This window comes from Salmonella enterica subsp. diarizonae (genome assembly GCF_008692785.1).
Classification (GTDB): domain Bacteria; phylum Pseudomonadota; class Gammaproteobacteria; order Enterobacterales; family Enterobacteriaceae; genus Salmonella; species Salmonella diarizonae.
On the sequence record NZ_VXJV01000006.1, the window covers coordinates 118,784 to 142,128 of the forward strand.

Consider the following 23,345-nt stretch of genomic DNA (forward strand, 5'->3'; position numbering starts at 1 on the left):
GCCTTTATGTTAAGTCCGCTGATTCGCCGTTATACCTGGAATAGTACCTGGCTGTATTACATCCGCATTTTTATCGCCCTGTGTGGCACCACCGCCCTGCCCTGGTGGCTGGGCGACGTCAAACTCACCATCCCGCTCACGCTCGGTATGGTTGCCGCGGCGCTAACCGATCTCGACGACCGCCTTGCCGGGCGTTTACGTAATTTAATCATTACGTTAATTTGCTTTTTTATCGCTTCTGCTTCTGTTGAGCTGCTCTTTCCCTGGCCGTGGCTATTTGCGTTGGGCTTAACTTTATCCACCAGTGGATTTATTCTGTTGGGAGGATTAGGGCAACGCTATGCCACCATCGCGTTCGGCGCATTACTCATTGCCATCTACACGATGCTGGGCGCCTCTTTATATGCGCACTGGTATCAGCAACCTCTACTCCTGCTGGCGGGCGCGGTATGGTATAACCTGCTGACCCTAACCGGGCACCTGCTATTTCCTATCCGCCCATTACAGGATAATCTGGCGCGCAGTTACGAACAGTTGGCGCACTATCTGGAACTGAAATCACGCCTGTTTGATCCTGATATTGAAGATGAGAGCCAGGCACCGCTCTATGATTTAGCATTAGCGAACGGGCAGTTAATGGCGACGCTGAACCAAACGAAAGTGTCGTTGTTGACTCGCCTGCGCGGCGATCGCGGTCAACGCGGCACGCGTCGCACCCTCCATTACTATTTTGTGGCGCAGGATATTCATGAACGCGCCAGCTCTTCGCATATTCAATACCAGACGCTGCGCGACCACTTTCGTCACAGCGACGTGATGTTTCGCTTTCAACGTCTGATGTCAATGCAGGCACAGGCCTGCACGCAGCTGGCGCGCTGTATCTTACTGCGCACGCCATATCAGCATGATCCGCGCTTTGAACGCGTCTTTACCCACATTGACGCCGCGCTTGAACGTATGCGCGCCAGCGGCGCTTCTTTGGAACTGTTGAATACGCTTGGGTTCTTATTAACCAACCTGCGCGCCATTGACGCGCAACTGGCGACGATCGAGTCGGAGCAGGCCCAGGCAATGCCGCGCAATGAGTCAGAAAACCAGTTGGCTGATGATAGCCTGCACGGGTTTAGCGACATCTGGCTGCGTCTGAGCCGTAATTTTACCCCAGAGTCCGCTCTCTTTCGCCATGCAGTACGCATGTCGCTGGTATTGTGCGTGGGTTATGCTCTCATTCAAATTACCGGGATGCGCCACGGGTACTGGATATTACTCACCAGCCTGTTCGTTTGTCAGCCTAACTATAACGCGACCCGCCATCGCCTTGCGCTCAGGATTATCGGTACGTTGGTAGGCGTTGCTATCGGCCTGCCGATTTTATGGTTTGTTCCTTCGCTTGAAGGACAGTTAGTTCTGCTGGTGATTACCGGCGTGCTTTTCTTCGCATTCCGTAATGTACAGTATGCCCATGCGACGATGTTCATCACTCTGCTGGTATTACTCTGCTTTAACCTCTTGGGCGAAGGCTTTGAGGTAGCGTTACCGCGCGTCATCGACACGTTGATTGGCTGCGCTATCGCCTGGGCTGCGGTCAGCTTTATTTGGCCGGACTGGCGCTTTCGCAACCTTCCCCGGGTACTCCAGCGCGCCACCGATGCGAATTGCCGCTACCTTGATGCGATCCTTGAGCAATATCACCAGGGCCGGGACAACCGCCTGACCTATCGCATTGCCAGGCGCGACGCGCATAACCGCGATGCGGAACTGGCATCCGTGGTTTCTAATATGTCAAGCGAACCCGACGTCAAGGCCGAAACCCGGGAAGCAGCGTTCAGGCTGCTTTGCCTCAATCATACTTTTACCAGCTATATTTCCGCCCTCGGCGCGCACCGCGAAAAGCTCAGTAATCCGGATGTGCTGGGGCTTCTGGATGACGCGGTCTGCTACGTTGATGATGCGCTTCATCATCAACCTGAAGACGAACAGCGAGTACACCAGGCGCTGGAGGATTTAAAGCAGCGAGTTCAGTCGCTGGAAACACGTCCGGACAGCAAAGAACCTCTGGTTGTTCAACAAATTGGTTTGCTCATTGCCTTACTACCCGAAATCGGGCGCTTACAACGGCAAATTTCACCGCCGTCTTCTACATCCATTACCCAGCCGTAAGCGAATGAGCCCAATCGGCAAGCTCCTGGCGACGACTCGCCGGGAGCGCCGCTTCATGTACGCCAGCAATTGCGCCTTCTAACGCATACAGAACTTTTACCGTCAGCAAAGGATTACTTTGTCGCAACCTTAGCCAGCACATTTTTGCACCCAGTACGCGTAACATATTCTCGTCCTTTATCCCTGACTCATTGAGCAATGTTTCCAGATGGAAGGTCATATTGGGGAGATCTTTGAGCCTGTGCTGTAAAATACGGCTGTGTTTTTCCTTCATTGCCGCGTCAAGAGAATACTTCGATAAACGTACCAGTTGCTGCTGATCGCGCCACAGGCTTTCATCCACCCGATAATAGTTGAGCATAACAGGGCGCCCACACTTCATAAATGTGAGCCAGACGGGAGGATGCTTCACACAATAGGGTACGCTTTGCTCACAGGCGCGGAGATAAAGCTCGCCGTTAGCCACCATCGCAAAGACGGTATCTTCCACGGTCAGACTATAGCTGCCGAATAAGGATCGATACTGGATCGTCCCCAGAGAGGCCAAATATTCTTGCGATTTATAGATCCTGTCATAAGAGAGTGCTCTCATAAAATTCCTTTTAAATCATAAAGTAAAAGAATGATTTGTAATAACAGATCCGTTAATGACGAAAATAGGCAACTTATACTCCGCGAGCAAGATGATTTTTATTTTTGACGTCACTAAGAATAAAAATTGCGAGACAGTTTCCGAAAATAGAGTTGATCTTTCATCGCTACAGGGGTACTGTATGGATATACAGTAACTCACAGGGCTGGATTGATTATGTACACTTCAGGTTATGCAAATCGTTCTTCGTCATTTTCTACCACTCCCCACAACACTGCGCGTGCCGCTACGGAAAATGCCGCCGCAGGGCTGGTCAGTGAAGTTGTCTACCACGAAGACCAGCCCATGATGGCGCAACTCCTGCTTTTGCCTTTACTCCGGCAGTTAGGCCAACAATCACGTTGGCAGCTCTGGCTCACGCCGCAGCAAAAACTCAGCCGTGAATGGGTACAGTCTGCAGGTTTGCCATTAACGAAAGTGATGCAAATTAGTCAGCTTGCGCCTCGTCATACGCTGGAGGCAATGATTCGCGCTCTGCGTACAGGAAATTACAGTGTAGTGATTGGCTGGCTGGCGGAAGAACTTACGGAAGAAGAGCATGCCAGCCTGGTTGAAGCAGCAAATGTAGGCAATGCGGTAGGGTTTATCATGCGCCCTGTACGTGCGCACGCTTTACCCAGGAGACAGCATTCCGGGCTAAAAATTCACTCTAATTTGTATCATTAAGTAAAATTAGGATTTATCCTGGAATTTTTTTTACGCGATTGCATCTCCTTTGAGTGCTAACGTTTTTTTTACGAGAAAGCTTGTCAGAAGCGGTTTCCGCGATTTTTGCTGTACGATTTATCATCTAAAAGTGTTAAATGATGTGTATGTTCGTCATGTTTTTTTCACATGTCTGACGGAGTTCACACTTGTAAGTTTCCAACTACGTTGTAGACTTTACATCGCCAGGGGTGCTCGGCATAAGCCGTAGATATCGGTAGAGTAACTATTGAGCAGGTCCCCCGGTGAAGGATTTAACCGTGTTATCTCGTTGGAGATATTCATGGCGTATTTTGGATGATAACGAGGCGCAAAAAATGAAAAAGACAGCTATCGCGATTGCAGTGGCACTGGCTGGTTTCGCTACCGTAGCGCAGGCCGCTCCGAAAGATAACACCTGGTACACTGGTGCTAAACTGGGCTGGTCTCAGTACCATGACACTGGCTTCATTCCTAACAATGGCCCGACCCATGAAAACCAACTGGGCGCAGGTGCTTTTGGTGGTTACCAGGTTAATCCGTACGTTGGCTTTGAAATGGGCTACGACTGGTTAGGCCGTATGCCGTACAAAGGCGACAACATCAATGGCGCTTACAAAGCTCAGGGCGTTCAGTTGACCGCTAAACTGGGTTACCCAATCACTGACGATCTGGACGTTTATACCCGTCTGGGTGGTATGGTATGGCGTGCAGACACTAAGTCTAACACCCCTGGCGGTGAGTCTACTAAAAACCACGACACCGGCGTTTCCCCGGTATTCGCGGGCGGTATCGAGTATGCCATCACCCCTGAAATCGCAACCCGTCTGGAATACCAGTGGACTAACAACATCGGTGATGCCAACACCATCGGCACCCGTCCGGATAACGGCCTGCTGAGCGTAGGTGTTTCCTACCGTTTCGGCCAGCAAGAAGCTGCTCCGGTAGTGGCTCCAGCCCCGGCTCCGGCTCCGGAAGTACAGACCAAGCACTTCACTCTGAAGTCTGACGTACTGTTCAACTTCAACAAATCTACCCTGAAGCCGGAAGGTCAGCAGGCGCTGGATCAACTGTACAACCAGCTGAGCAACCTGGACCCGAAAGACGGTTCCGTAGTCGTTCTGGGCTTCACTGACCGCATCGGTTCTGACGCTTACAACCAGGGTCTGTCCGAGAAACGTGCTCAGTCTGTTGTTGATTACCTGATCTCCAAAGGTATCCCGTCTGAAAAAATCTCCGCACGTGGTATGGGCGAATCTAACCCGGTTACCGGCAACACCTGTGACAACGTGAAACCTCGCGCTGCCCTGATTGACTGCCTGGCACCGGATCGTCGCGTAGAGATCGAAGTTAAAGGCATTAAAGACGTGGTAACTCAGCCGCAGGCTTAAGTTTCCGTCTGATAAAAAACCCCGCGTCGCGGGGTTTTTTGCTCTGGTCTGGGTGACAACGCCTTTCAGCGTTACTTCTTGCCTAATAACGCCTGTAAATCCTGCTTTAACGTGGTCATTTGCGTGGCATATTTCTCTTTATGCTCCGCGTCTTCTATGAGTTGCACAATCGTTTCGGATAATGTTTTACCGCGTCGCTGCGCAAGGCCCGCCAGACGCTGCCAGACCATAAACTCTAAATCAATAGATTTTTTGCGCGTATGCTGATGTTCCGCATTGAAGTGTCGTTTGCGTCTTGCCCGAATCGTTTGTTTCATCCGATTAAGCAAGGCAGGATTCATATGCCTGTCTATCCAGACATTTACCCGCACCGGTTCATTTTCGAGGGCCAACAACAAATTGACGGCTTCCTGGGCAGCACTGGCTTCCACGTAGCGGGTGATCAACTCCCCTTCGCGGTGCTTTTTCACCAGATATTTCCATTTCCAACCGCTTTCAAGATTTTCAAGTTGTTGATATTTCATTGTGATCCCAATGTTACCGTGTAACTGTTATCAGAATATCAGTTTTTTAGCCATCTGAAGAAAAGAATCTCGAACCTGTGAATGGTTACACGTCTTCACATTACTTTGCATTCGCTTTCCGCGTGTGCAGCGTGACGGGTTAGGCTATAATCCCCCCTTTTACAACAGACTAAAAAACCTCAACTTTGACCATTACGAAACTTGCATGGCGTGATCTGGTTCCGGATAGCGAAAGCTATCAGGAGATATTTGCACAGCCACACGCGACTGACGAAAACGACACCTTACTCAGTGATACTCAGCCACGACTGCAATTTGCGCTTGAGCAACTTATTCAGCCGTGGACATCATCCTCTTTTATGCTGACTAAAGCGCCTGAAGAGCAAGAGTATCTTACTTTACTTTCAGATGCCGTCCGCGCTCTGCAAACCGACGCCGGACAATTAACCGGCGGGCATTATGACGTTTCCGGGCATACTATTCATTACCGCGCCGCGCAGAATGCGCAAGACAACTTTGCCACCGTCACACAAGTCGTCAGCGCGGACTGGGTCGAAGCCGAACAGCTTTTTGGTTGCCTGCGGCAGTATAATGGCGACATTTCCCTGCAGCCGGGTCTGGTTCATCAGGCGAACGGCGGCGTACTTATTATTTCCTTACGAACCCTTCTGGCGCAGCCGTTGCTATGGATGCGTCTGAAAGCGATCGTTAGCCGCGAGCGTTTTGACTGGGTGGCGTTTGACGAGTCGCGTCCATTGCCGGTCTCCGTGCCATCAATGCCGCTCAAACTGAAGGTGATTCTGGTTGGCGAACGTGAATCACTGGCCGATTTTCAGGAGATGGAACCGGAGCTCGCGGAACAAGCTATCTACAGTGAATTTGAAGACAATTTACAGATAGCGGACGCAGAAGCTATGACCCTGTGGTGTCAATGGGTGACGCGTATCGCTTCACGCGATAATTTGCCTGCCCCGGCACCGGACGCCTGGCCCGTCCTGATACGCGAGGCTGTGCGTTATACCGGCGAACAGGACACTCTGCCCCTTTGCCCACTGTGGATAGCCCGCCAGTTTAAGGAGGCGGCGCCCTTATGCAAAGGCGATACATGCGGCGCAGAAGCGCTCAGCCTGATGCTTGCCCGACGCGAATGGCGAGAAGGCTTTCTGGCGGAACGGATGCAGGACGAGATTCTGCAAGAGCAGATCCTGATTGAAACCGAAGGCGAACGCGTTGGACAAATCAATGCGCTTTCCGTCATTGAGTTTCCCGGGCATCCGCGCGCCTTTGGCGAACCGTCGCGAATTAGCTGTGTTGTGCATATCGGCGATGGCGAATTTAACGATATTGAGCGGAAGGCCGAACTTGGCGGAAATATTCACGCGAAGGGAATGATGATTATGCAAGCCTTCCTGATGTCGGAGTTGCAGCTTGAGCAACAAATTCCCTTCTCTGCCTCGTTAACCTTTGAGCAGTCCTACAGCGAAGTGGATGGCGATAGCGCCTCAATGGCTGAATTATGTGCGCTCATCAGCGCGCTGGCCAATGTGCCTGTGAATCAAAACATTGCGATTACCGGCTCGGTTGATCAGTTTGGTCGCGCGCAACCGGTGGGTGGGCTAAACGAAAAAATTGAAGGTTTCTTCGCCATCTGCGAGCAGCGGGAATTAAACGGTAAACAGGGCGTCATTATCCCTGCCGCCAATGTCCGGCATCTCAGTCTTAAATCTGAACTGCTGCAAGCGGTTAAAGAAGAGAAGTTCACTATCTGGGCGGTAGACGACGTGACCGACGCCTTACCGCTACTGTTAAATCTGGTGTGGGATGGCGAAGGACAAACGACATTGATGCAGACTATCCAGGAGCGTATCGCGCAGGCGACGCAACAGGAAGGCCGTCATCGTTTCCCGTGGCCATTACGTTGGCTGAACGCTTTTATTCCGAACTGATCGGACTTGTTCAGCGTACACGTGTTAGCTATCCTGCGTGCTTCAATAAAATAAGGTTTACATAAAACATGGTAGATAAACGCGAATCCTATACAAAAGAAGACCTTCTTGCCTCTGGTCGTGGTGAACTGTTTGGTGCTAAAGGGCCGCAACTCCCTGCGCCGAACATGCTGATGATGGACCGCGTCGTTAAAATGACCGAAACGGGCGGCAATTTCGACAAAGGTTATGTCGAAGCCGAGCTGGATATCAATCCTGATCTATGGTTCTTCGGATGCCACTTTATCGGCGATCCGGTGATGCCCGGCTGTCTGGGTCTGGATGCTATGTGGCAATTGGTGGGATTCTACCTGGGCTGGTTGGGCGGCGAAGGCAAAGGCCGCGCGCTAGGCGTGGGCGAAGTGAAATTTACCGGTCAGGTTCTGCCGACGGCAAAGAAAGTCACCTATCGCATTCATTTCAAACGTATCGTAAACCGTCGCCTGATCATGGGACTGGCGGACGGTGAGGTTCTGGTGGATGGTCGTCTGATCTATACCGCACACGATTTGAAAGTCGGTTTGTTCCAGGATACTTCCGCGTTCTAAGTGTTGAATTGATATTCCGCGCTATCGGTATCATGCTTGCAAAGCCAATAAAGGCGAAACCTCCGCAGTGCGGAGGTTTCTTTTTCTAAAGAGACAGAATCAGGCCATTACCACCCTGTCCTCCATGGCTTGTCGCCAACCTCCCAACCAGTATGACCGTTGATTCAGCGTCTGATAGGGACACATTTCTTTTGATCGTCCGGCGATGCCGGCCTGATATCCACGTTGATGTGCCCGTTCCAGGCGATCTCGTTTTTGTCTCTTCATGCCTCGTTTCCCTCATATTTGTATCTGGTGGAAAAGAAAACAGTGATTACAAAACGTGCAATCACACTACACGAATACCTCTAAATGGATCGCCCGTCAATGCGCAAAATTCACACCAATGTCATATTTGTGAGCTATACGGAAAATCATTTGTACAAAAAATGTGAGCCAGAACAACTATTTTTCCGGCGTTAAACGTAAAAAAACCGCCTCAGGCGCATGACCTGAAGCGGTTAAATTTACATTACTTTTATCTCAGGGAAGCCGTTTTATCTCATCAGCGATAACGGCCGCTTCCTGGCTCCATGCGCTCGCCAGTACTTTGACCATTTCATCATAGCCATCTTTCTGCTGGCTGGCTTCAATATGGAAAGGCCGCTTAATCAGTTGTCCGTTGTGGTTTAATAGCCACTCCCCGCTCACGATAACCTTACCATCGTAACGTCCATGGAACCCGGTTACAGTCACGTTTAACGTATCCTGGGTTGTTCCCAATGGCTGAGAAGCGACGACCCAGCCAGGAAGCCGGGCGCTAAGATTTGCCACCAGAGTGTTACGCAATTGCTGATCCAGCGGGCTGGCCCATAGGTTGTTATTGGCAATCACATACTGGACATCACTGGTTTGATACACCACGCCGTTACCTGCCAGATAGTCAGGTACGGAAACCTGCTCTACCCATAAGAGGCGGTTGCCCTGGCTCGTAGTGCTTTGCACACCACTTTGCGCTATCGGGAGCTGATAATAGCTTTTATTCTCTCCGCCGGAGCTACATGACGCCAGCCAGAACGCCATTATCACGACTAGCCATTTTTTCATTGTTTCGCCCTCTTAGGCTCGGGATCTTTTTTATCCTTCGCTTCAAATACCAGCGCGTTGCTTTTCTCGTTCAAAGTCTTCAACACCGGTTGTAACTCACGAAGCACCTGATCGAGACGCTGCATATCCGCCACCATTTTGTTATACGCTGCCGATCCAGGCTGGAAGCCTTGCATACTGCGATTAAGTTCGCGTAACGTCGTTTGCATATCCGCCGGAAGCTGCTGCATCGACTGACTGGAGGTAATCTTGTTCATATTATCCAGCGTGGTTTGCAGCCGACGCATAGTGCGCTGGCTTTCAGACAGCGTATTGGTCACTTGTTCAATCATCGGATTCAGCGGCAGGTTGTTAATCTTATCCAACGTTTCCACCAGCCGCTGTTGAATTTGCGCCAGGCCGCTGCTGACGGTAGGAATAATTTCATAGCCATCAAATTCGCGTAGCCCGGTAATCGGCGGCTCCTTGGGATAAAAGTCCAGATCGACATACAGCGCCCCGGTAACCAGGTTACCTGTTTTAAGCGAAGCGCGTAAACCGCGCTTAAGCAGTTCCGTCAAATGCGCGCCAACATCTGCATTTTCTCCCAGTTGCGCTTTCAGACGCTCCGGTTCAATGCGCACCAGCACAGGAATACGGTAATCATCGTTAAACACCTGACGCATATCAGACGCAAAGAAAGGCACTTTGCTTACCGTCCCCAGACGAATACCGCGGAACTCCAGCGGCGCGCCAGGTTGCAATCCGCGCACCGAATCTTTAAAGAACATCAGGTAATCGATATGATCGGTGTACAGCGAATCCTGAATACTTTTTTGATCGTCGTAGAGATTAAACGCCGTTTTTTCGGCGACGGGTTGTCCCTGCTCAAGTCCTTCCGGCACGTCAAAACTCACCCCGCCGCCAAACAGCGTCGTCAACGATCCCATTTCCACGCGCATTCCCGCAGATGTCAGATCCACAGCGATACCGCTATCTTTCCAGAATCGTACATTACTGGTGACCAGCCGATCGTTTGGCGCCTTAATGAACAACTGATAGCTCATTGTCCGTTTTTGCGGATCGAAAGAGCTGGTTTCAACGGACCCCACCCGATAGCCTCGGAACAGAACGGGATCACCAGGACTGAGCTGGCCAGCCTTTTTGCTGTCCAGAATCACACGAATACCTTTGGCATCGGGCGGCGCCAACGGCGGTGAATCAAGAAGCTGATAGCTTTCCGGCTGACTGCCCTTGCTCCCTGGTTGTAGTTCAATATACGCGCCTGATAACAACGTCCCAAGCCCACTGATGCCTTCACGCCCCACCTGCGGTTTTACGACCCAAAATACCGAGTCTTTATGCAGCAACTTTTCCATACCGGAATGAAGCCGCGCTTTGATTTGTACATGGGTCAGATCGTCAGTCAGCGTCGCGCTTTCAACCACGCCGACATCCACGCTGCGACTTTTAATCGTCGTTTTTCCGCCTTCAATACCTTCCGCATTGGTGGTGATTAAGGTAACTTCTGGTCCCTGGTGGCTGTAGTGATAAAACAGAATCCAGGCTCCGATAAGCGCAGTAACAATCGGGAATATCCAGACAGGCGACCAATTTTTCACCTTTTGTACTTTGGCTTCCCCTTTTTTAGGTTCCATGCTATCAGGACTCCTCATGGCCTGGTTCGTATTCACGATCCCACGACAGACGCGGATCAAAGGTCATCGCAGAAAACATTGTCATTATGACGACTAAAGCAAACATCAACGCACCCATCGCAGGATAAATATTCATTAACCCTCCCATACGCACCAGCGCAGAGAGTACGGCAATGACAAATACATCAATCATTGACCAGCGCCCCACAAACTCCACTACTTCATAAATAAAATGCATCCGCTCACTGTCGCGTTTACCGTGGCCTTTCGCATCCCAACAAAGCCAGGCAATGGCGATCATTTTTAGCGTCGGCACCATAATACTGGCGAGAAAGATAACCGCCGCAACCGGATAAGACCCCTCACTCCACAGCAAAATCACGCCAGCCAGAATGGTCGACGGCATTTTCGAGCCCAATAAATCGGTAATCATAATCGGCAAAATATTGGCGGGTAGATAAAGCATGATCGAGGTAAATAGTAACGCCAGCGTCCATTGCAAACTGTTCTTACGCCGGACATAGCCTTTCGTATGGCAACGCGGACAAACGAGACTCTTCGCAGGCAGGATCGCCGTGCAGCAGGCGCAGGAGCGCAAAGATTGCCGGATACCGGTAATCCCCGGCGTTAACGGCTGCGCCAACGCCGGCTGAGGGGCGATATCATCCCACAACCAACGGCGATCAACACACTGGAATGCCCGCAGTTGAACGAGACAAAATAAGCACCAGGGAATAAAACTGTTGCCGATGCCGATATCGCCGTAGGCCATCAGCTTAACAAAGCTGACCAGCACCCCGGCGAGAAATATCTCCGCCATTCCCCACGATTTCAGGAGGAAAAAGATCCGCGCCAGCGTTTTTTTTACCGACAACGGCAGATTGGCTCGGTTGACGAGCAATAAAATGGTCACCAGGCAAAATGCCGGCACCAGTTGGACAAATAATAAAAAGAACGTGCCGAGGCTGGCGTAATCTTCAGAAAACATGACCCCGGGGATTTCCAGAAGCGTGACTTCGCTGGTGACACCCGCGACATTCATATTTACGAAGGGAAACAGGTTAGAAAGCAGCAACATAAATAGTGCCGCTAACGCATAGGCGGTAGGACGCTGCCGGGGCGCGTCCCACTCGGTCGTTAACGTTGCGCCGCATCGTGGACATGCTGCTTTTTGTCCATGCGAGAGGCGGGGTAAAGCCACCAGCATGTCACATTGCGGGCACAATATGTGCTTCGCAGCATGGTGATGTTCACACATAGGCGCTCCTTTAATTATGCCCCGTTTTTCAGGCCTTCAAGATACTCCCAACGTTCGAAGGCTTGCTCAAGTTCTTGCTCCACCTGACTTAAATCGGCCAGAATTTTTTGCATTTGCTCATGGGGCTGGCTAAAAAAGGCCGCATCCGCAACCTGCGCCTGTAGCGCTTCCAGCTTCGCTTCCAGGTCTTCAAGCTGACCGGGTAATTGCTCCAGCTCGCGCTGCAGTTTATAGCTTAGTTTGCTACTGCCCCGTTTTACAATTTCTGCTTTAGGGGCAATAACTTCCTCATTTTTTTTCACCATCGGCTGTTTCGTCGCCAGATGCTGCGCTTGCTGCGCACGCGCATCATGGTAGCCGCCGATATAACGTCCGATTTTGCCGCCGCCTTCGAAAATCCAGCATTCCGTCACGGTATTATCGACAAATTGGCGATCGTGGCTGACCAGTAGCACCGTGCCCTGATAGCCATCAATTAATTCTTCTAATAGTTCCAGCGTTTCGACGTCAAGATCGTTCGTTGGTTCATCGAGAATTAAAAGATTGCTCGGCTTGAGGAAGAGTCGCGCCAGCAGCAGACGGTTACGTTCGCCGCCGGAAAGCGCGCGAACTGGCGTCATCGCCCGTTTGGGGTGAAACAGGAAGTCCTGCAAATAGCCCAGTACATGGCGCGGTTTACCGTTTACCATTACCTCTTGCTTGCCTTCCGCAAGGTTATCCATCACGGTTTTTTCCGGGTCCAGTTCGGCGCGATGCTGATCGAAGTAGGCGACTTCCAGCTTCGTTCCCACATGGATACGCCCGCTGTCAGCCTGAAGCTGTCCCAGCATCAGTTTCAGTAACGTGGTTTTACCGCAGCCGTTCGGGCCAATTAACGCAATCTTGTCGCCGCGCTGTACCTGAGCTGAGAAATCTTTTACCAGTTGTTTTCCTTCTACCTGGTAATCGACATTTTCCATCTCAAAAACGATTTTACCGGAGCGCGTCGCCTCTTCGACCTGCATCTTCGCCGTGCCCATCACTTCACGACGCTCGCTGCGTTCACGGCGCATCGCTTTTAACGCCCGCACACGCCCTTCATTACGGGTGCGGCGCGCCTTGATACCCTGGCGAATCCAGACTTCTTCCTGCGCCAGTTTGCGATCAAACTCCGCGTTTTGTAGCTCTTCTACGCGCAGCGCTTCTTCTTTCTCTAGCAGGTATTGATCGTAATTTCCCGGATAGGTGACCAGTTTGCCACGATCGAGATCGACAATGCGGGTCGCCATATTGCGAATAAACGAACGATCGTGAGAGATAAAAATAATCGTTCCGTTAAAGGTTTTCAGAAACCCTTCCAGCCAGTCGATGGTTTCGATATCCAGATGGTTAGTCGGTTCATCCAGTAACAATACGCGCGGATTGCTGACCAGCGCCCGACCCAGCGCGGCTTTACGCAGCCAGCCGCCGGAGAGCGACGACAGCGCGGCGTTAGGATCGAGTCCAAGATGCGCCAGCACTTCATTAATACGGTTTTCCAACTGCCACAGATTATGATGATCGAGCTGCTCCTGTACGCGCGCCATTTCATTGAGGTTTTTCTCGCTGGGATCGCTCATCACCAGACGGGAAATCTCATGATAGCGTTTGAGGTATTCCGCTTGTTCTTCGATACCTTCGGCGACAAAGTCATAGACGCTGCCCACAATATTACGCGGCGGGTCCTGTTGCAGACGCGCGACGATCAGATCCTGCTCATAAATAATACGCCCATCGTCCAGACCCTGTTCGCGGTTGAGGATCTTCATCAAGGTGGATTTCCCGGCGCCGTTACGCCCCACCAGACAGACGCGTTCGTTATCTTCGATATGCAACTCTGCGTTATCGAGAAGCGGCGCGTCGCTGAACGACAGCCATGCGCCATGCATACTGATTAATGACATTTACTTTTCCTTTCAGGCAGCGCGGATCAGCCAGCAATTATGGATCTGACGGTTACGGGCAAAATCCGGGGAGAGCGTTTTTTGCGTAATTTCTTGTGCTGTAAGCCCCAGTTCGGCCAGACCTTCCAGATCCATACGGAATCCGCGCTTATTATTTGAGAACATGATGGTGCCGCCTTTACGCAGCAGGCGTTTTAAATCTTTCATTAACGCGACATGATCGCGCTGAACATCAAACGACTCTTCCATACGTTTTGAGTTAGAGAACGTCGGCGGATCGATAAAGATCAAATCGAACTGTTCATTCGCCTCGCGCAGCCAGCCCAGGCAGTCGGCCTGAATCAGGCGATGCGCGCGACCGCTCAGTCCGTTCAGACGCAAATTACGTTCGGCCCACTCCAGATAGGTGCGGGACATATCCACCGTTGTGGTGCTGCGCGCACCGCCCAGACCCGCATGTACGCTGGCGCTGCCGGTATAAGAAAAGAGATTCAGGAAATCTTTGCCTTGACTCATCTCTCCCAGCATCCTGCGGGCAATACGGTGATCGAGGAACAGACCGGTGTCGAGATAATCCGTCAGATTTACCCATAAGCGCGCATTATATTCGCTGACCTCAAGGAACTCGCCCTTCTCGCTCATTTTCTGATACTGGTTTTTTCCTTTTTGCCGTTCGCGGGTTTTTAACACCAGTTTATTCGGCGCAATACCGAGCACTGACAAGGTTGCCGCAATAATATCGAACAAACGCTGCCGCGCTTTTTGCGCATCCACTGTTTTCGGCGGCGCATATTCCTGAATCACCGCCCAGTCGCCGTAACGGTCTACCGCCACGTTATATTCCGGCAGGTCGGCATCATACAAGCGATAACATTCAATGCCTTCCTGGCGCGCCCATTTTTCCAGCTTTTTAAGATTCTTACGCAGGCGATTAGCGTAATCTTCCGCCACCGTCGCCGGTTTACTGTCTGCGGTGGTTTCCGCAATATGATAGTTTTTCTGCACGCAGTCCAGCGGGCCATTCTTGGCTTTAAACTGTTTGTCGGCACGCAGTTGCAGGCTGCCCAGCAGATCGGGCGAGGCGCTGAACAGCGACAGGTTCCAGCCGCCAAACTGATTTTTCATGATACGGCCCAGCAGACTGTGCAGCGCAATCAGCGCCGGTTCGCTGTCCAGACGTTCGCCGTAAGGCGGGTTACTGATAACCGTACCATACGGGCCTTTCGGCAACGGATTGCTCAGTTGCGCCACATCTTTCACTTCAAAGGTGATTAGCTCGCCGATACCAGCGCGACGGGCGTTGCTGCGCGCCCGCTCAATGACGCGCGCATCGCTGTCGGAACCGTAGAAATGAGAGGAATACTCCGCCAGTCCCTTACGCGCCCGGGTCTGCGCTTCGGCTTTCACTTCCTGCCAGATAGTCTCGTCATGCTGCGCCCAGCCGCTAAATCCCCAGTGGCCACGGTGCAGTCCCGGTGCGCGATCGGTCGCCCACATCGCGGCCTCAATCAATAATGTCCCGGAACCACACATAGGGTCGAGCAGCGGCGTACCCGGCTGCCAGCCGGAACGCATAACAATCGCCGCCGCCAGCGTCTCTTTGATTGGCGCCAGACCGGCGCGATCGCGATAACCGCGCAGGTGCAGGCCATCACCGCTGAGATCCAGCGCAATGCTGGCAGTTTCTTTATTCAGCCAGACGTTAATACGGAGGTCCGGCGATTCGCGGTCCACATTTGGACGCGGAAGATTTTTCCGCGTAAATGCATCGACAATCGCGTCCTTAACTTTCATCGCGCCATACTGACTATTACGGATGGTGTCGTTCAGGCCGCTGAAATGCACCGCAAACGTCGCACCAGGATTAAAAATCTCTGTCCAGTTTATCGCCCGAACGCCGAGATAAAGATCGAGATCGCTGTAGACCTTGCACTCGCCCATCGGCAGGATAATACGCGAGGCCAGGCGGCTCCACATCAGGCTCTGGTAAATAAGCCGCGTGTCGCCCTGAAAATGGACCCCACCCTGAACAACCTGACACTCTACGGCGCCCAGTTTTTCCAGTTCAGTTTTTAACAGCTCTTCCAGCCCGCGGGCCGTACTGGCAAACAGAGAATTCATATTGTCACTTTTACGCTAAGAAAATTGTTGCGCATTATAGCTAATCTCACGCCCATGTCATAAAGTTGAAGGCTTATTTTCATTTGAGGGACTGTACGGTGGCGACGTTATCACGGCTCTTTATTCATCCGGTCAAATCCATGCGCGGCATTGGTCTGACTCATGCGCTGGCAGATATCAGCGGTCTGGCTTTTGATCGCATCTTCATGATTACCGAGCCTGACGGTACATTTATTACCGCCCGCCAGTTTCCACAAATGGTACGTTTTACCCCCTCTCCCTTACATGACGGCCTCCATTTGACCGCGCCAGACGGCAGTAGCTCACTGGTTCGCTTTACGGATTTCACCCCGCAGGATGCGCCGACCGAAGTCTGGGGAAACCATTTTACCGCTCGCGTCGCTCCGACGGTGATTAATCAATGGTTGAGCGGCTTTTTCTCCCGCGATGTCCAGTTGCGCTGGGTTGGGCCGCAGTTGACGCGCCGGGTTAAACGGCATAACGCGGTGCCGCTGGGATTTGCCGATGGCTACCCGTATTTATTGACTAACGAAGCCTCGCTGCGCGATCTGCAACAGCGTTGTCCGGCTGGCGTACAAATGGAACAGTTTCGCCCAAACTTAGTGGTTTCCGGCGTAGCGGCCTGGGAAGAAGATAACTGGAAAGTTCTTCGCATTGGCGAGGTGATTTTTGACGTTGTGAAACCTTGTAGCCGCTGTATTTTTACGACCGTCAGCCCCGAAAAGGGGCAAAAACATCCCTCCGGCGAACCGCTGGCGACGCTGCAAGCTTTTCGTACCGCCCTGGACAATGGCGATGTGGATTTTGGTCAGAACCTGATCGCCCGCAATAGCGGCGTCATTCGCGTCGGCGATGAGGTGGAGATTCTGGCAACAGCCCCGGCAAAAGCCTATGGCGCCACAGCGGTCGACGACAGCATTACGCCAGATAAACACCCGGATGCGAGCGTGACCATCGACTGGCAAGGACAAACCTTCTGCGGGAATAATCAACAGGTGCTACTGGAACAGTTGGAGAATCAGGGAATTCGTATTCCGTATTCTTGCCGGGCGGGTATCTGTGGTTGCTGCCGGATACGTTTACTGGAAGGCGAAGTAAGCCCGCTGAAAAAATCGGCCATTGGCGACGATGGTACGATTCTGAGCTGTAGCTGCGTGCCTAAAACCGCGTTACGACTGGAAAATTAAACCGCTTGTTCAAGGCTGAAACTGTGACAGTGAACCTGCGGTTTCAGCCTGTCGTTCATAATTTTAATCGCATCGCCAAGCTGCATAGTTCGGCCTGCTATCACCACGCCCGGCTGGGCCAGAAGGCACAACGCGGCATTTTCTCCCGGCTCAACGACCAGCAAATTAACCTGCTCCGCCGTATCGCTTAACCAGACGCTTGCGGCATCACCCGTTCCCGGAGTCCACATTTCGCCATGCGCCACAAAATGCCAGCTTTTTGGCATCTGCGGTTTGAGATAACGAATCGCCACCAGCGCATTCAACACCAGCTCCGCGCGTTGCTCTTTGGTTAATTCGAAATCCCGGCATTTTTCTTCAAAGGAAAAATAGAGCGCGGCATCATCCACACAAAAACCGGTCGGGCAAAACGCGTCCGGCGTAAGCATCTTACGAGAGAAGCGCGAGCGAAAAAGCATACCATTGGCGAGATCGAGCATCATACGATCGTGCTCTTCATCATAATACCAGCGCCAGTTATCGTCAGGTTTAATTCGCATTGGCCTCTCTCCCGCTTTTAAGCAATTCGTAACAGCATTGTCCTTTTGCCGCTTCGTTTATTACCCCAATAATAAAAGCCCAAAATGTCTAAATAAGCAACAGTGGAGAAATATAAAACAACCAGCGCCGGAAATAAAGCCCTGGTTGTCTGATAAAGGGTAAAGTTTAGATATGCGTTACGATTTCTTTAATCAATGGCGGGCCTTTAAAAATAAAGCCGGAATAAATTTGTACCAGAGTTGCTCCTGCCGCTATCTTCTCGCGCGCGGCGATAACTGAGTCAATGCCGCCGACGCCGATAATAGGTAATTGTCCTTTTAACTCCTGGGATAAACGGCGAATAATTTCTGTGCTTTTTAATTGTAATGGCCGGCCACTTAATCCCCCCGTTTGCTGGCAATTTTTCATTCCTTGTACCAGAGAACGATCGAGGGTGGTATTTGTCGCAATCACGCCATCAATATTATGTCGAAGCAGGCTATCGGCAACCTGGATCAATTCTTCTTCACAAAGATCCGGCGCGATCTTTACCGCCACCGGCACATATTTATGATGGATCGCCTGAAGATCGTTTTGCTTATTTTTAATGGCGCTCAATAGATCATCCAGCGCATCGCCATACTGGAGCGTGCGTAACCCTGGCGTATTCGGCGAAGAAATATTAATGGCGATATAACCCGCATAAGCATAGACTTTTTCCATACAAATCAGGTAGTCATCTTTGCCATTTTCGACAGGGGTATCTTTATTTTTACCGATGTTAATTCCCAGAATACCATCAAAATGGGCCTTTTTAACATTCTCGACAAGGTTATCGACGCCCAGATTATTAAATCCCATCCGATTGATCAGACCTTCAGCATCCACCAGACGAAAAAGACGCGGCTTATCGTTACCCGGCTGTGGGCGCGGCGTCACGGTGCCGATTTCCAGGGAACCAAACCCCATCGCGCCTAGCGCGTCGATGCACTCCCCGTCTTTATCCAGACCGGCAGCCAGCCCCAGTGGATTCTTAAAGGTAAGTCCCATGCAGGTGACCGGCTTTGTTGGTACTTTCTGGCGCACCAGTGCTTCCAGCGGCGTACCTGTAATGCGGCGTAATTGTTGAAATGTAAATTCATGAGCGCGCTCTGGATCGAGCTGGAAAAGGGCTTTACGAACGAAGGGGTAGTACATGAACTCTCCTGGATTCCCGGTGTGCAAACCGGGGGCGTATTATGGGCGATAACCGTGCAAAAGGGAATTGACCTACGGCAATAAATAGCAATCGTTTTCCTTCAGCCCCACTTCACGCTTCGCCAGGGAGCGTCATCATCCGGCAAAAAAATGCCCGGCAGCGCTAACGCTTACCGGGTATGTCTTACATTTTTATAGCGGATATGATCAGGTTAACGCTTTAGTTATCTTCTCGTACAGATCGCCGGAAAGATTCTCCAGTCCTTTTAACTGCTCCAGCGCCGCACGCATTTTCTCCTGTCGCTTACCATCATAACGTTTCAGACGAATCAGCGGTTCAATGAGGCGAGATGCAACCTGCGGGTTACGACTATTCAGATCGGTCAGCATCTCGACCAGAAACTGGTATCCGCTACCGTCTTGCGCATGGAACGCCGCCGGGTTACTGCCGGCAAACGCGCCAATCAATGAACGGATGCGGTTCGGATTGCTCATGCTGAAAGAACGGTGTTTGAGCAGGCCGCGTACAGTTTCCAGTACATTTTCCGCCGGGCTTGTGGATTGCAGGATAAACCATTTATCCATCACCAGGCCGTCCTGATGCCACTTATCGTCATATTCCTGCATCAGCGTATCGCGGCACGGCAACTGCGCCGCCACCGCAGCAGACAGGGCCGCCAGCGCATCGGTCATGTTATTGGCGTCGCGATACTGTTTGCTGACCAGCGTATTAGCCAGCTCCGTCTCGCCGAACGCCAGGAAGCGCAGGCAAGCATTGCGCAGCGTGCGCTTACCAATATCGCCGTGATCAACACGATACTCATCCAGATGATTGGCGTTATAGATAGCAAGGAACTCATCCGCCAGTTCTGCCGCCAGCGTACGCGTTAGCGCTTCACGAACTTGCGCAATGGCGATCGGGTCAATGACCTCAAACAGCTCCGCAATTTCATTGGCCGAAGGCAGCGTTAAAATTTCTGCGGCCAACGCCGGATCGATTTTCTCATCCAACAGTACTGCGCGGAACGCATCAGCGACATGCACCGGAAGCGATAGCGGTTGCCCCTGCTGATGACGCGCCACATTCAGTTTAATGTATGTGGCCAGCAGGCTTTGCGCCGCATCCCAACGGGAGAAATCATTGCGCGCATGGCGCATCAGGAACGTCAACTGCTGATCGCTCCATTTATATTCCAGTTTCACCGGCGCTGAAAACTCGCACAGCAAGGCCGGAACAGGCTGGAAGTAAACATTATCGAAGGTAAATGTCTGCTCCGCCTGAGTGACGTTCAGCACGGCGTTGACCGGGTGACCGCCTTTTTGCAACGGAATGACGTTGCCTTCGTTATCGTACAGTTCGATGGCGAATGGAATATGCAGCGGCTGCTTCTCCGCCTGATCCGCCGTCGCCGGAGTGCGCTGGCTGATGGTCAACGTGTACTGCTCGGTTTCCGGATTATAATCATCTTTTACCGTTACAATCGGCGTGCCGGACTGACTGTACCAGCGGCGGAAATGGGACAAATCGACATTAGAAGCATCTTCCATCGCCTGTACGAAGTCATCACACGTCGCGGCGCTGCCGTCATGGCGCTCAAAATAAAGCTGCATCCCCTTCTGGAAATTTTCCTCACCCAGCAACGTGTGGATCATGCGAATGACTTCCGCACCCTTTTCATAAACGGTGAGGGTGTAGAAGTTATTCATTTCGATTACTTTATCCGGGCGGATAGGATGCGCCATCGGGCTGGCGTCTTCCGCGAATTGTAAACCGCGCATGGTACGCACGTTACTGATGCGGTTCACCGCGCGTGACCCCAAATCAGAGCTAAACTCCTGATCGCGGAACACGGTTAGCCCCTCTTTCAGGCTCAACTGGAACCAGTCGCGGCAGGTGACGCGGTTGCCGGTCCAGTTGTGGAAATACTCATGGCCTATCACGCGCTCAATATCGAGATAATCTTTATCCGTCGCGGTATCGGTACGCGCCAACACATATTTGGAGTTAAAGATATTGAGACCTTTATTCTCCATCGCGCCCATATTAAAGAAATCCACCGCGACAATCATATAGATGTCGAGGTCATATTCGAGTCCAAAACGCGTTTCATCCCATTTCATGGAATTCTTCAGCGAGGTCATCGCCCACGGCGCGCGATCCAGATTGCCGCGGTCAACGTACAGTTCCAGCGCGACTTCACGTCCGGAACGGGTGGTAAAGGTATCGCGCAGAACGTCAAAATCACCGGCCACCAGCGCAAACAGATAACACGGTTTTGGGAACGGATCTTGCCACTGTACCCAATGACGGCCATTCTCCAGCTCGCCCTGCGCAACACGATTGCCATTGGAGAGCAGGAACGGATATTTGGTTTTATCGGCAATAATTTTGGTGGTAAATCGCGCCAGTACGTCCGGGCGGTCAAGATACCAGGTGATATGGCGGAAGCCCTCCGCTTCACACTGAGTACAGAGCGCATCGCCGGACTGATACAATCCTTCCAGCGCCGTATTCGCCGCCGGACCTACCTCGTTGACAATGCGTAACGTAAAACGCTCTGGCAGGTCGCTGATGATAAGCGCGCCCTCTTCTTCTTTATATGCTGTCCACGGCGCATCGTTGACGTGGAGGGATACCAGCGTTAAATCTTCCCCATCAAGGCGAAGAGGCGCATCAGGCGCGCCATGACGAACAGCCTGGCTTATTGCGGTGACCACGGTTTTTTCGGCATCGAGGTCAAAGGTCAAGTCAATATCAGTAATCTGGTAATCCGGCTCGCGATAGTCGTGGCGGTATTTGGCTTGTGGCTGTTGTGTCATAAAAAACCTTTCGCATCTTTTGTAGAGTGTCGACTCCAGTCTATTCCTGTTGCGCAAATCGCGCTACGCAGAATGTTCATCTTTTCAGGCACAAACGGCCTCTTTGCTACATTTTTATAACATGGGGCACGAAATGCGCTCGACCCTAAAGACAGCTTATGGTGTGATCGGGGTTCAATAAATCGCTAAACAAGGTATACTCCAGCGGTTTTCTTAGTTGTTTATTGTACTAAACGCTCCCGTGAGAGGACGCTACAGCGCACCTATGACACAATTCGCTTCTCCTGTTCTGCACTCGTTGCTGGATACAGATGCTTATAAGTTGCATATGCAGCAAGCCGTTTTTCACCACTACTATGATGTGCAGGTAGCGGCTGAGTTTCGTTGCCGTGGCGACGACCTGCTGGGTATTTATGCCGATGCTATTCGCGAGCAGGTGGACGCGATGCAGCACCTGCGCCTCCAGAAGGACGAGTTCCAGTGGCTCTCTGGCCTGCCCTTTTTTAAACCGGATTATCTGAACTGGTTACGCGAATTTCGCTATAACCCCGCTCAAGTCTGTGTCACCAACGATAACGGCAAGCTGAATATTCGCTTAACCGGCCCGTGGCGTGAAGTGATTATGTGGGAAGTGCCGCTGCTGGCCGTGATCAGTGAACTGGTTCATCACTACCGCTCGCCAAACGCGGGCGTTGCTCAGGCGCTCGACGCGCTGGAAAGTAAGCTGGTTGATTTCACTGCGTTAACCGCCGATCTCGATATGTCCCGCTTCCACCTGATGGACTTCGGTACCCGCCGTCGTTTCTCTCGTGAAGTGCAGCAGGCGATAGTTAAACGTCTCCAGCAGGAGTCATGGTTTGTCGGCACCAGCAACTATGATCTCGCGCGTCGCCTGGCTTTGACGCCGATGGGCACTCAGGCGCACGAATGGTTTCAGGCGCATCAACAAATCAGTCCGGATCTGGCGACCAGTCAGCGTGCCGCGCTGGCCGCCTGGCTCAACGAATATCCGGACCAGCTTGGTATCGCATTGACAGATTGCATTACAATGGATGCGTTTTTACGCGATTTCGGCGTTGAATTCGCCAGCCGTTATCAGGGGTTACGCCACGACTCAGGAGACCCTGTCGAATGGGGTGAAAAGGCGATTGCCCATTATGAAAAGCTGGGGATTGATCCGCTGACAAAAACGCTGGTCTTTTCAGATAACCTTGATCTGCAAAAGGCGGTCGAGCTCTATCGCCATTTCGCGTCTCGCGTGCAGTTAAGCTTCGGCATAGGTACCCGCCTGACCTGCGATATCCCCCAGGTAACACCGCTCAATATCGTTATTAAGCTTGTGGAATGTAACGGAAAGCCGGTGGCTAAACTTTCCGACAGCCCCGGTAAAACGATCTGCCATGATAAAGCGTTTGTGCGTGCGCTGCGTAAAGCTTTTGATCTCCCGCAGGTCCGCAAAGCCAGTTAATTCTTCCCAGGGAGCCTGCCAGGGCTCCTTTTTCAGGTTTATTTCCGAAATCTTTCACTTCAGCTACGATTTCTGCTTGTCTGATTGCAGATGCCAGGTAACATAGGAATCCCCCCATTTCGGGTGGACAAGTGTTTATTTTTTCCGACTATTAACAGAGAGAAT

Annotated in this window: 18 protein-coding genes; 7 read left to right on the forward strand and 11 right to left on the reverse strand. The window is 51.7% G+C overall.

Annotated features, from left to right (window positions below; genetic code table 11):
- The first annotated feature begins 6 nt into the window (after positions 1-6).
- Positions 7-2,160 (forward strand): YccS family putative transporter, encoded by a 2,154-nt coding sequence (gene yccS / locus F4V72_RS13755; protein ID WP_023247033.1) that lies wholly within the window; start codon positions 7-9, stop codon positions 2,158-2,160.
- Here the strand turns inward: yccS and F4V72_RS13760 are convergent.
- Positions 2,147-2,752, reverse strand: coding sequence for a TfoX/Sxy family DNA transformation protein (locus tag F4V72_RS13760; protein WP_053530142.1), 606 nt, complete (start codon positions 2,750-2,752; stop codon positions 2,147-2,149). The two genes, yccS and F4V72_RS13760, sit on opposite strands and share 14 nt — an antisense overlap.
- Positions 2,753-2,968: 216 nt before the next feature.
- Between F4V72_RS13760 and sulA the strand changes: the two genes are divergently transcribed.
- Together sulA and ompA are read left to right on the forward strand one after the other, a co-directional pair.
- Positions 2,969-3,478, forward strand: a complete 510-nt coding sequence (sulA, locus tag F4V72_RS13765; protein ID WP_023247035.1) for an SOS-induced cell division inhibitor SulA — start codon at positions 2,969-2,971, stop codon at positions 3,476-3,478.
- A gap of 356 nt (positions 3,479-3,834) precedes the next feature.
- Positions 3,835-4,887: a porin OmpA gene (gene ompA, locus F4V72_RS13770; protein ID WP_114049260.1), complete on the forward strand. Its 1,053-nt coding sequence runs from the start codon at positions 3,835-3,837 to the stop codon at positions 4,885-4,887.
- A 71-nt stretch (positions 4,888-4,958) separates the two neighbouring features.
- Here the strand turns inward: ompA and matP are convergent, their stop codons facing one another.
- A complete protein-coding gene (gene matP / locus F4V72_RS13775) occupies positions 4,959-5,411 on the reverse strand; it encodes a macrodomain Ter protein MatP (protein ID WP_000877172.1) in 453 nt (150 codons plus the stop codon).
- A gap of 185 nt (positions 5,412-5,596) precedes the next feature.
- On the opposite strand from matP, the gene F4V72_RS13780 reads away from it, so the two are divergent.
- Together F4V72_RS13780 and fabA are read left to right on the forward strand one after the other, a co-directional pair.
- Positions 5,597-7,357, forward strand: coding sequence for an AAA family ATPase (locus F4V72_RS13780; RefSeq protein WP_136058373.1), 1,761 nt, complete (start codon positions 5,597-5,599; stop codon positions 7,355-7,357).
- A gap of 68 nt (positions 7,358-7,425) precedes the next feature.
- Positions 7,426-7,944: a bifunctional 3-hydroxydecanoyl-ACP dehydratase/trans-2-decenoyl-ACP isomerase gene (fabA, locus tag F4V72_RS13785; protein WP_000227925.1), complete on the forward strand. Its 519-nt coding sequence runs from the start codon at positions 7,426-7,428 to the stop codon at positions 7,942-7,944.
- 99 nt (positions 7,945-8,043) lie between these two features.
- Here fabA and rmf read toward each other — a convergent pair whose 3' ends face one another.
- The 6 genes from rmf to rlmKL form a co-directional block, all read right to left on the reverse strand.
- The gene (rmf, locus tag F4V72_RS13790; protein WP_023177830.1) at positions 8,044-8,211 is read right to left on the reverse strand and encodes a ribosome modulation factor; all 168 of its coding nucleotides are present in this window, start codon (positions 8,209-8,211) and stop codon (positions 8,044-8,046) included.
- Between the two features lie 255 nt (positions 8,212-8,466).
- Positions 8,467-9,030, reverse strand: coding sequence for a membrane integrity-associated transporter subunit PqiC (gene pqiC / locus F4V72_RS13795; RefSeq protein WP_023247038.1), 564 nt, complete (start codon positions 9,028-9,030; stop codon positions 8,467-8,469).
- A complete protein-coding gene (pqiB, locus tag F4V72_RS13800; RefSeq protein ID WP_023247039.1) occupies positions 9,027-10,667 on the reverse strand; it encodes an intermembrane transport protein PqiB in 1,641 nt (546 codons plus the stop codon). The genes pqiC and pqiB overlap by 4 nt, the downstream gene beginning before the upstream one ends.
- Before the next feature lie 4 nt (positions 10,668-10,671).
- Positions 10,672-11,925: a membrane integrity-associated transporter subunit PqiA gene (gene pqiA, locus F4V72_RS13805; protein WP_053530141.1), complete on the reverse strand. Its 1,254-nt coding sequence runs from the start codon at positions 11,923-11,925 to the stop codon at positions 10,672-10,674.
- A 14-nt stretch (positions 11,926-11,939) separates the two neighbouring features.
- Positions 11,940-13,847: an ABC transporter ATP-binding protein gene (locus F4V72_RS13810; protein ID WP_136058375.1), complete on the reverse strand. Its 1,908-nt coding sequence runs from the start codon at positions 13,845-13,847 to the stop codon at positions 11,940-11,942.
- A 12-nt stretch (positions 13,848-13,859) separates the two neighbouring features.
- Positions 13,860-15,968, reverse strand: a complete 2,109-nt coding sequence (rlmKL, locus tag F4V72_RS13815; protein WP_136058376.1) for a bifunctional 23S rRNA (guanine(2069)-N(7))-methyltransferase RlmK/23S rRNA (guanine(2445)-N(2))-methyltransferase RlmL — start codon at positions 15,966-15,968, stop codon at positions 13,860-13,862.
- A gap of 98 nt (positions 15,969-16,066) precedes the next feature.
- Between rlmKL and F4V72_RS13820 the strand changes: the two genes are divergently transcribed.
- Positions 16,067-17,176, forward strand: a complete 1,110-nt coding sequence (locus tag F4V72_RS13820) for a YcbX family protein (RefSeq protein ID WP_023247042.1) — start codon at positions 16,067-16,069, stop codon at positions 17,174-17,176.
- Here the strand turns inward: F4V72_RS13820 and zapC are convergent.
- The 3 genes from zapC to pepN form a co-directional block, all read right to left on the reverse strand.
- Positions 17,173-17,715, reverse strand: a complete 543-nt coding sequence (gene zapC / locus F4V72_RS13825; RefSeq protein WP_001220671.1) for a cell division protein ZapC — start codon at positions 17,713-17,715, stop codon at positions 17,173-17,175. The genes F4V72_RS13820 and zapC overlap by 4 nt on opposite strands.
- A 166-nt stretch (positions 17,716-17,881) precedes the next feature.
- Positions 17,882-18,892, reverse strand: coding sequence for a quinone-dependent dihydroorotate dehydrogenase (gene pyrD / locus F4V72_RS13830; protein WP_023247043.1), 1,011 nt, complete (start codon positions 18,890-18,892; stop codon positions 17,882-17,884).
- Between the two features lie 207 nt (positions 18,893-19,099).
- A complete protein-coding gene (gene pepN / locus F4V72_RS13835) occupies positions 19,100-21,712 on the reverse strand; it encodes an aminopeptidase N (RefSeq protein ID WP_136058377.1) in 2,613 nt (870 codons plus the stop codon).
- 265 nt (positions 21,713-21,977) lie between these two features.
- Between pepN and pncB the strand changes: the two genes are divergently transcribed.
- Positions 21,978-23,180 (forward strand): nicotinate phosphoribosyltransferase, encoded by a 1,203-nt coding sequence (gene pncB / locus F4V72_RS13840; protein WP_053530139.1) that lies wholly within the window; start codon positions 21,978-21,980, stop codon positions 23,178-23,180.
- Positions 23,181-23,345: the final 165 nt, after the last annotated feature.

What these genes read in the sequence shown, in the direction of transcription:
- yccS (WP_023247033.1), top strand. Translation starts at nt 7, where the DNA reads ATGTTAAGTCCGCTGATTCGCCGTTATACCTGGAATAGTACCTGGCTG.
- F4V72_RS13760 (WP_053530142.1), bottom strand. Translation starts at nt 2,752, where the DNA reads ATGAGAGCACTCTCTTATGACAGGATCTATAAATCGCAAGAATATTTG.
- sulA (WP_023247035.1), top strand. Translation starts at nt 2,969, where the DNA reads ATGTACACTTCAGGTTATGCAAATCGTTCTTCGTCATTTTCTACCACT.
- ompA (WP_114049260.1), top strand. Translation starts at nt 3,835, where the DNA reads ATGAAAAAGACAGCTATCGCGATTGCAGTGGCACTGGCTGGTTTCGCT.
- matP (WP_000877172.1), bottom strand. Translation starts at nt 5,411, where the DNA reads ATGAAATATCAACAACTTGAAAATCTTGAAAGCGGTTGGAAATGGAAA.
- fabA (WP_000227925.1), top strand. Translation starts at nt 7,426, where the DNA reads ATGGTAGATAAACGCGAATCCTATACAAAAGAAGACCTTCTTGCCTCT.
- rmf (WP_023177830.1), bottom strand. Translation starts at nt 8,211, where the DNA reads ATGAAGAGACAAAAACGAGATCGCCTGGAACGGGCACATCAACGTGGA.
- pqiC (WP_023247038.1), bottom strand. Translation starts at nt 9,030, where the DNA reads ATGAAAAAATGGCTAGTCGTGATAATGGCGTTCTGGCTGGCGTCATGT.
- pqiB (WP_023247039.1), bottom strand. Translation starts at nt 10,667, where the DNA reads ATGGAACCTAAAAAAGGGGAAGCCAAAGTACAAAAGGTGAAAAATTGG.
- pqiA (WP_053530141.1), bottom strand. Translation starts at nt 11,925, where the DNA reads ATGTGTGAACATCACCATGCTGCGAAGCACATATTGTGCCCGCAATGT.
- F4V72_RS13810 (WP_136058375.1), bottom strand. Translation starts at nt 13,847, where the DNA reads ATGTCATTAATCAGTATGCATGGCGCATGGCTGTCGTTCAGCGACGCG.
- rlmKL (WP_136058376.1), bottom strand. Translation starts at nt 15,968, where the DNA reads ATGAATTCTCTGTTTGCCAGTACGGCCCGCGGGCTGGAAGAGCTGTTA.
- zapC (WP_001220671.1), bottom strand. Translation starts at nt 17,715, where the DNA reads ATGCGAATTAAACCTGACGATAACTGGCGCTGGTATTATGATGAAGAG.
- pyrD (WP_023247043.1), bottom strand. Translation starts at nt 18,892, where the DNA reads ATGTACTACCCCTTCGTTCGTAAAGCCCTTTTCCAGCTCGATCCAGAG.
- pepN (WP_136058377.1), bottom strand. Translation starts at nt 21,712, where the DNA reads ATGACACAACAGCCACAAGCCAAATACCGCCACGACTATCGCGAGCCG.
- pncB (WP_053530139.1), top strand. Translation starts at nt 21,978, where the DNA reads ATGACACAATTCGCTTCTCCTGTTCTGCACTCGTTGCTGGATACAGAT.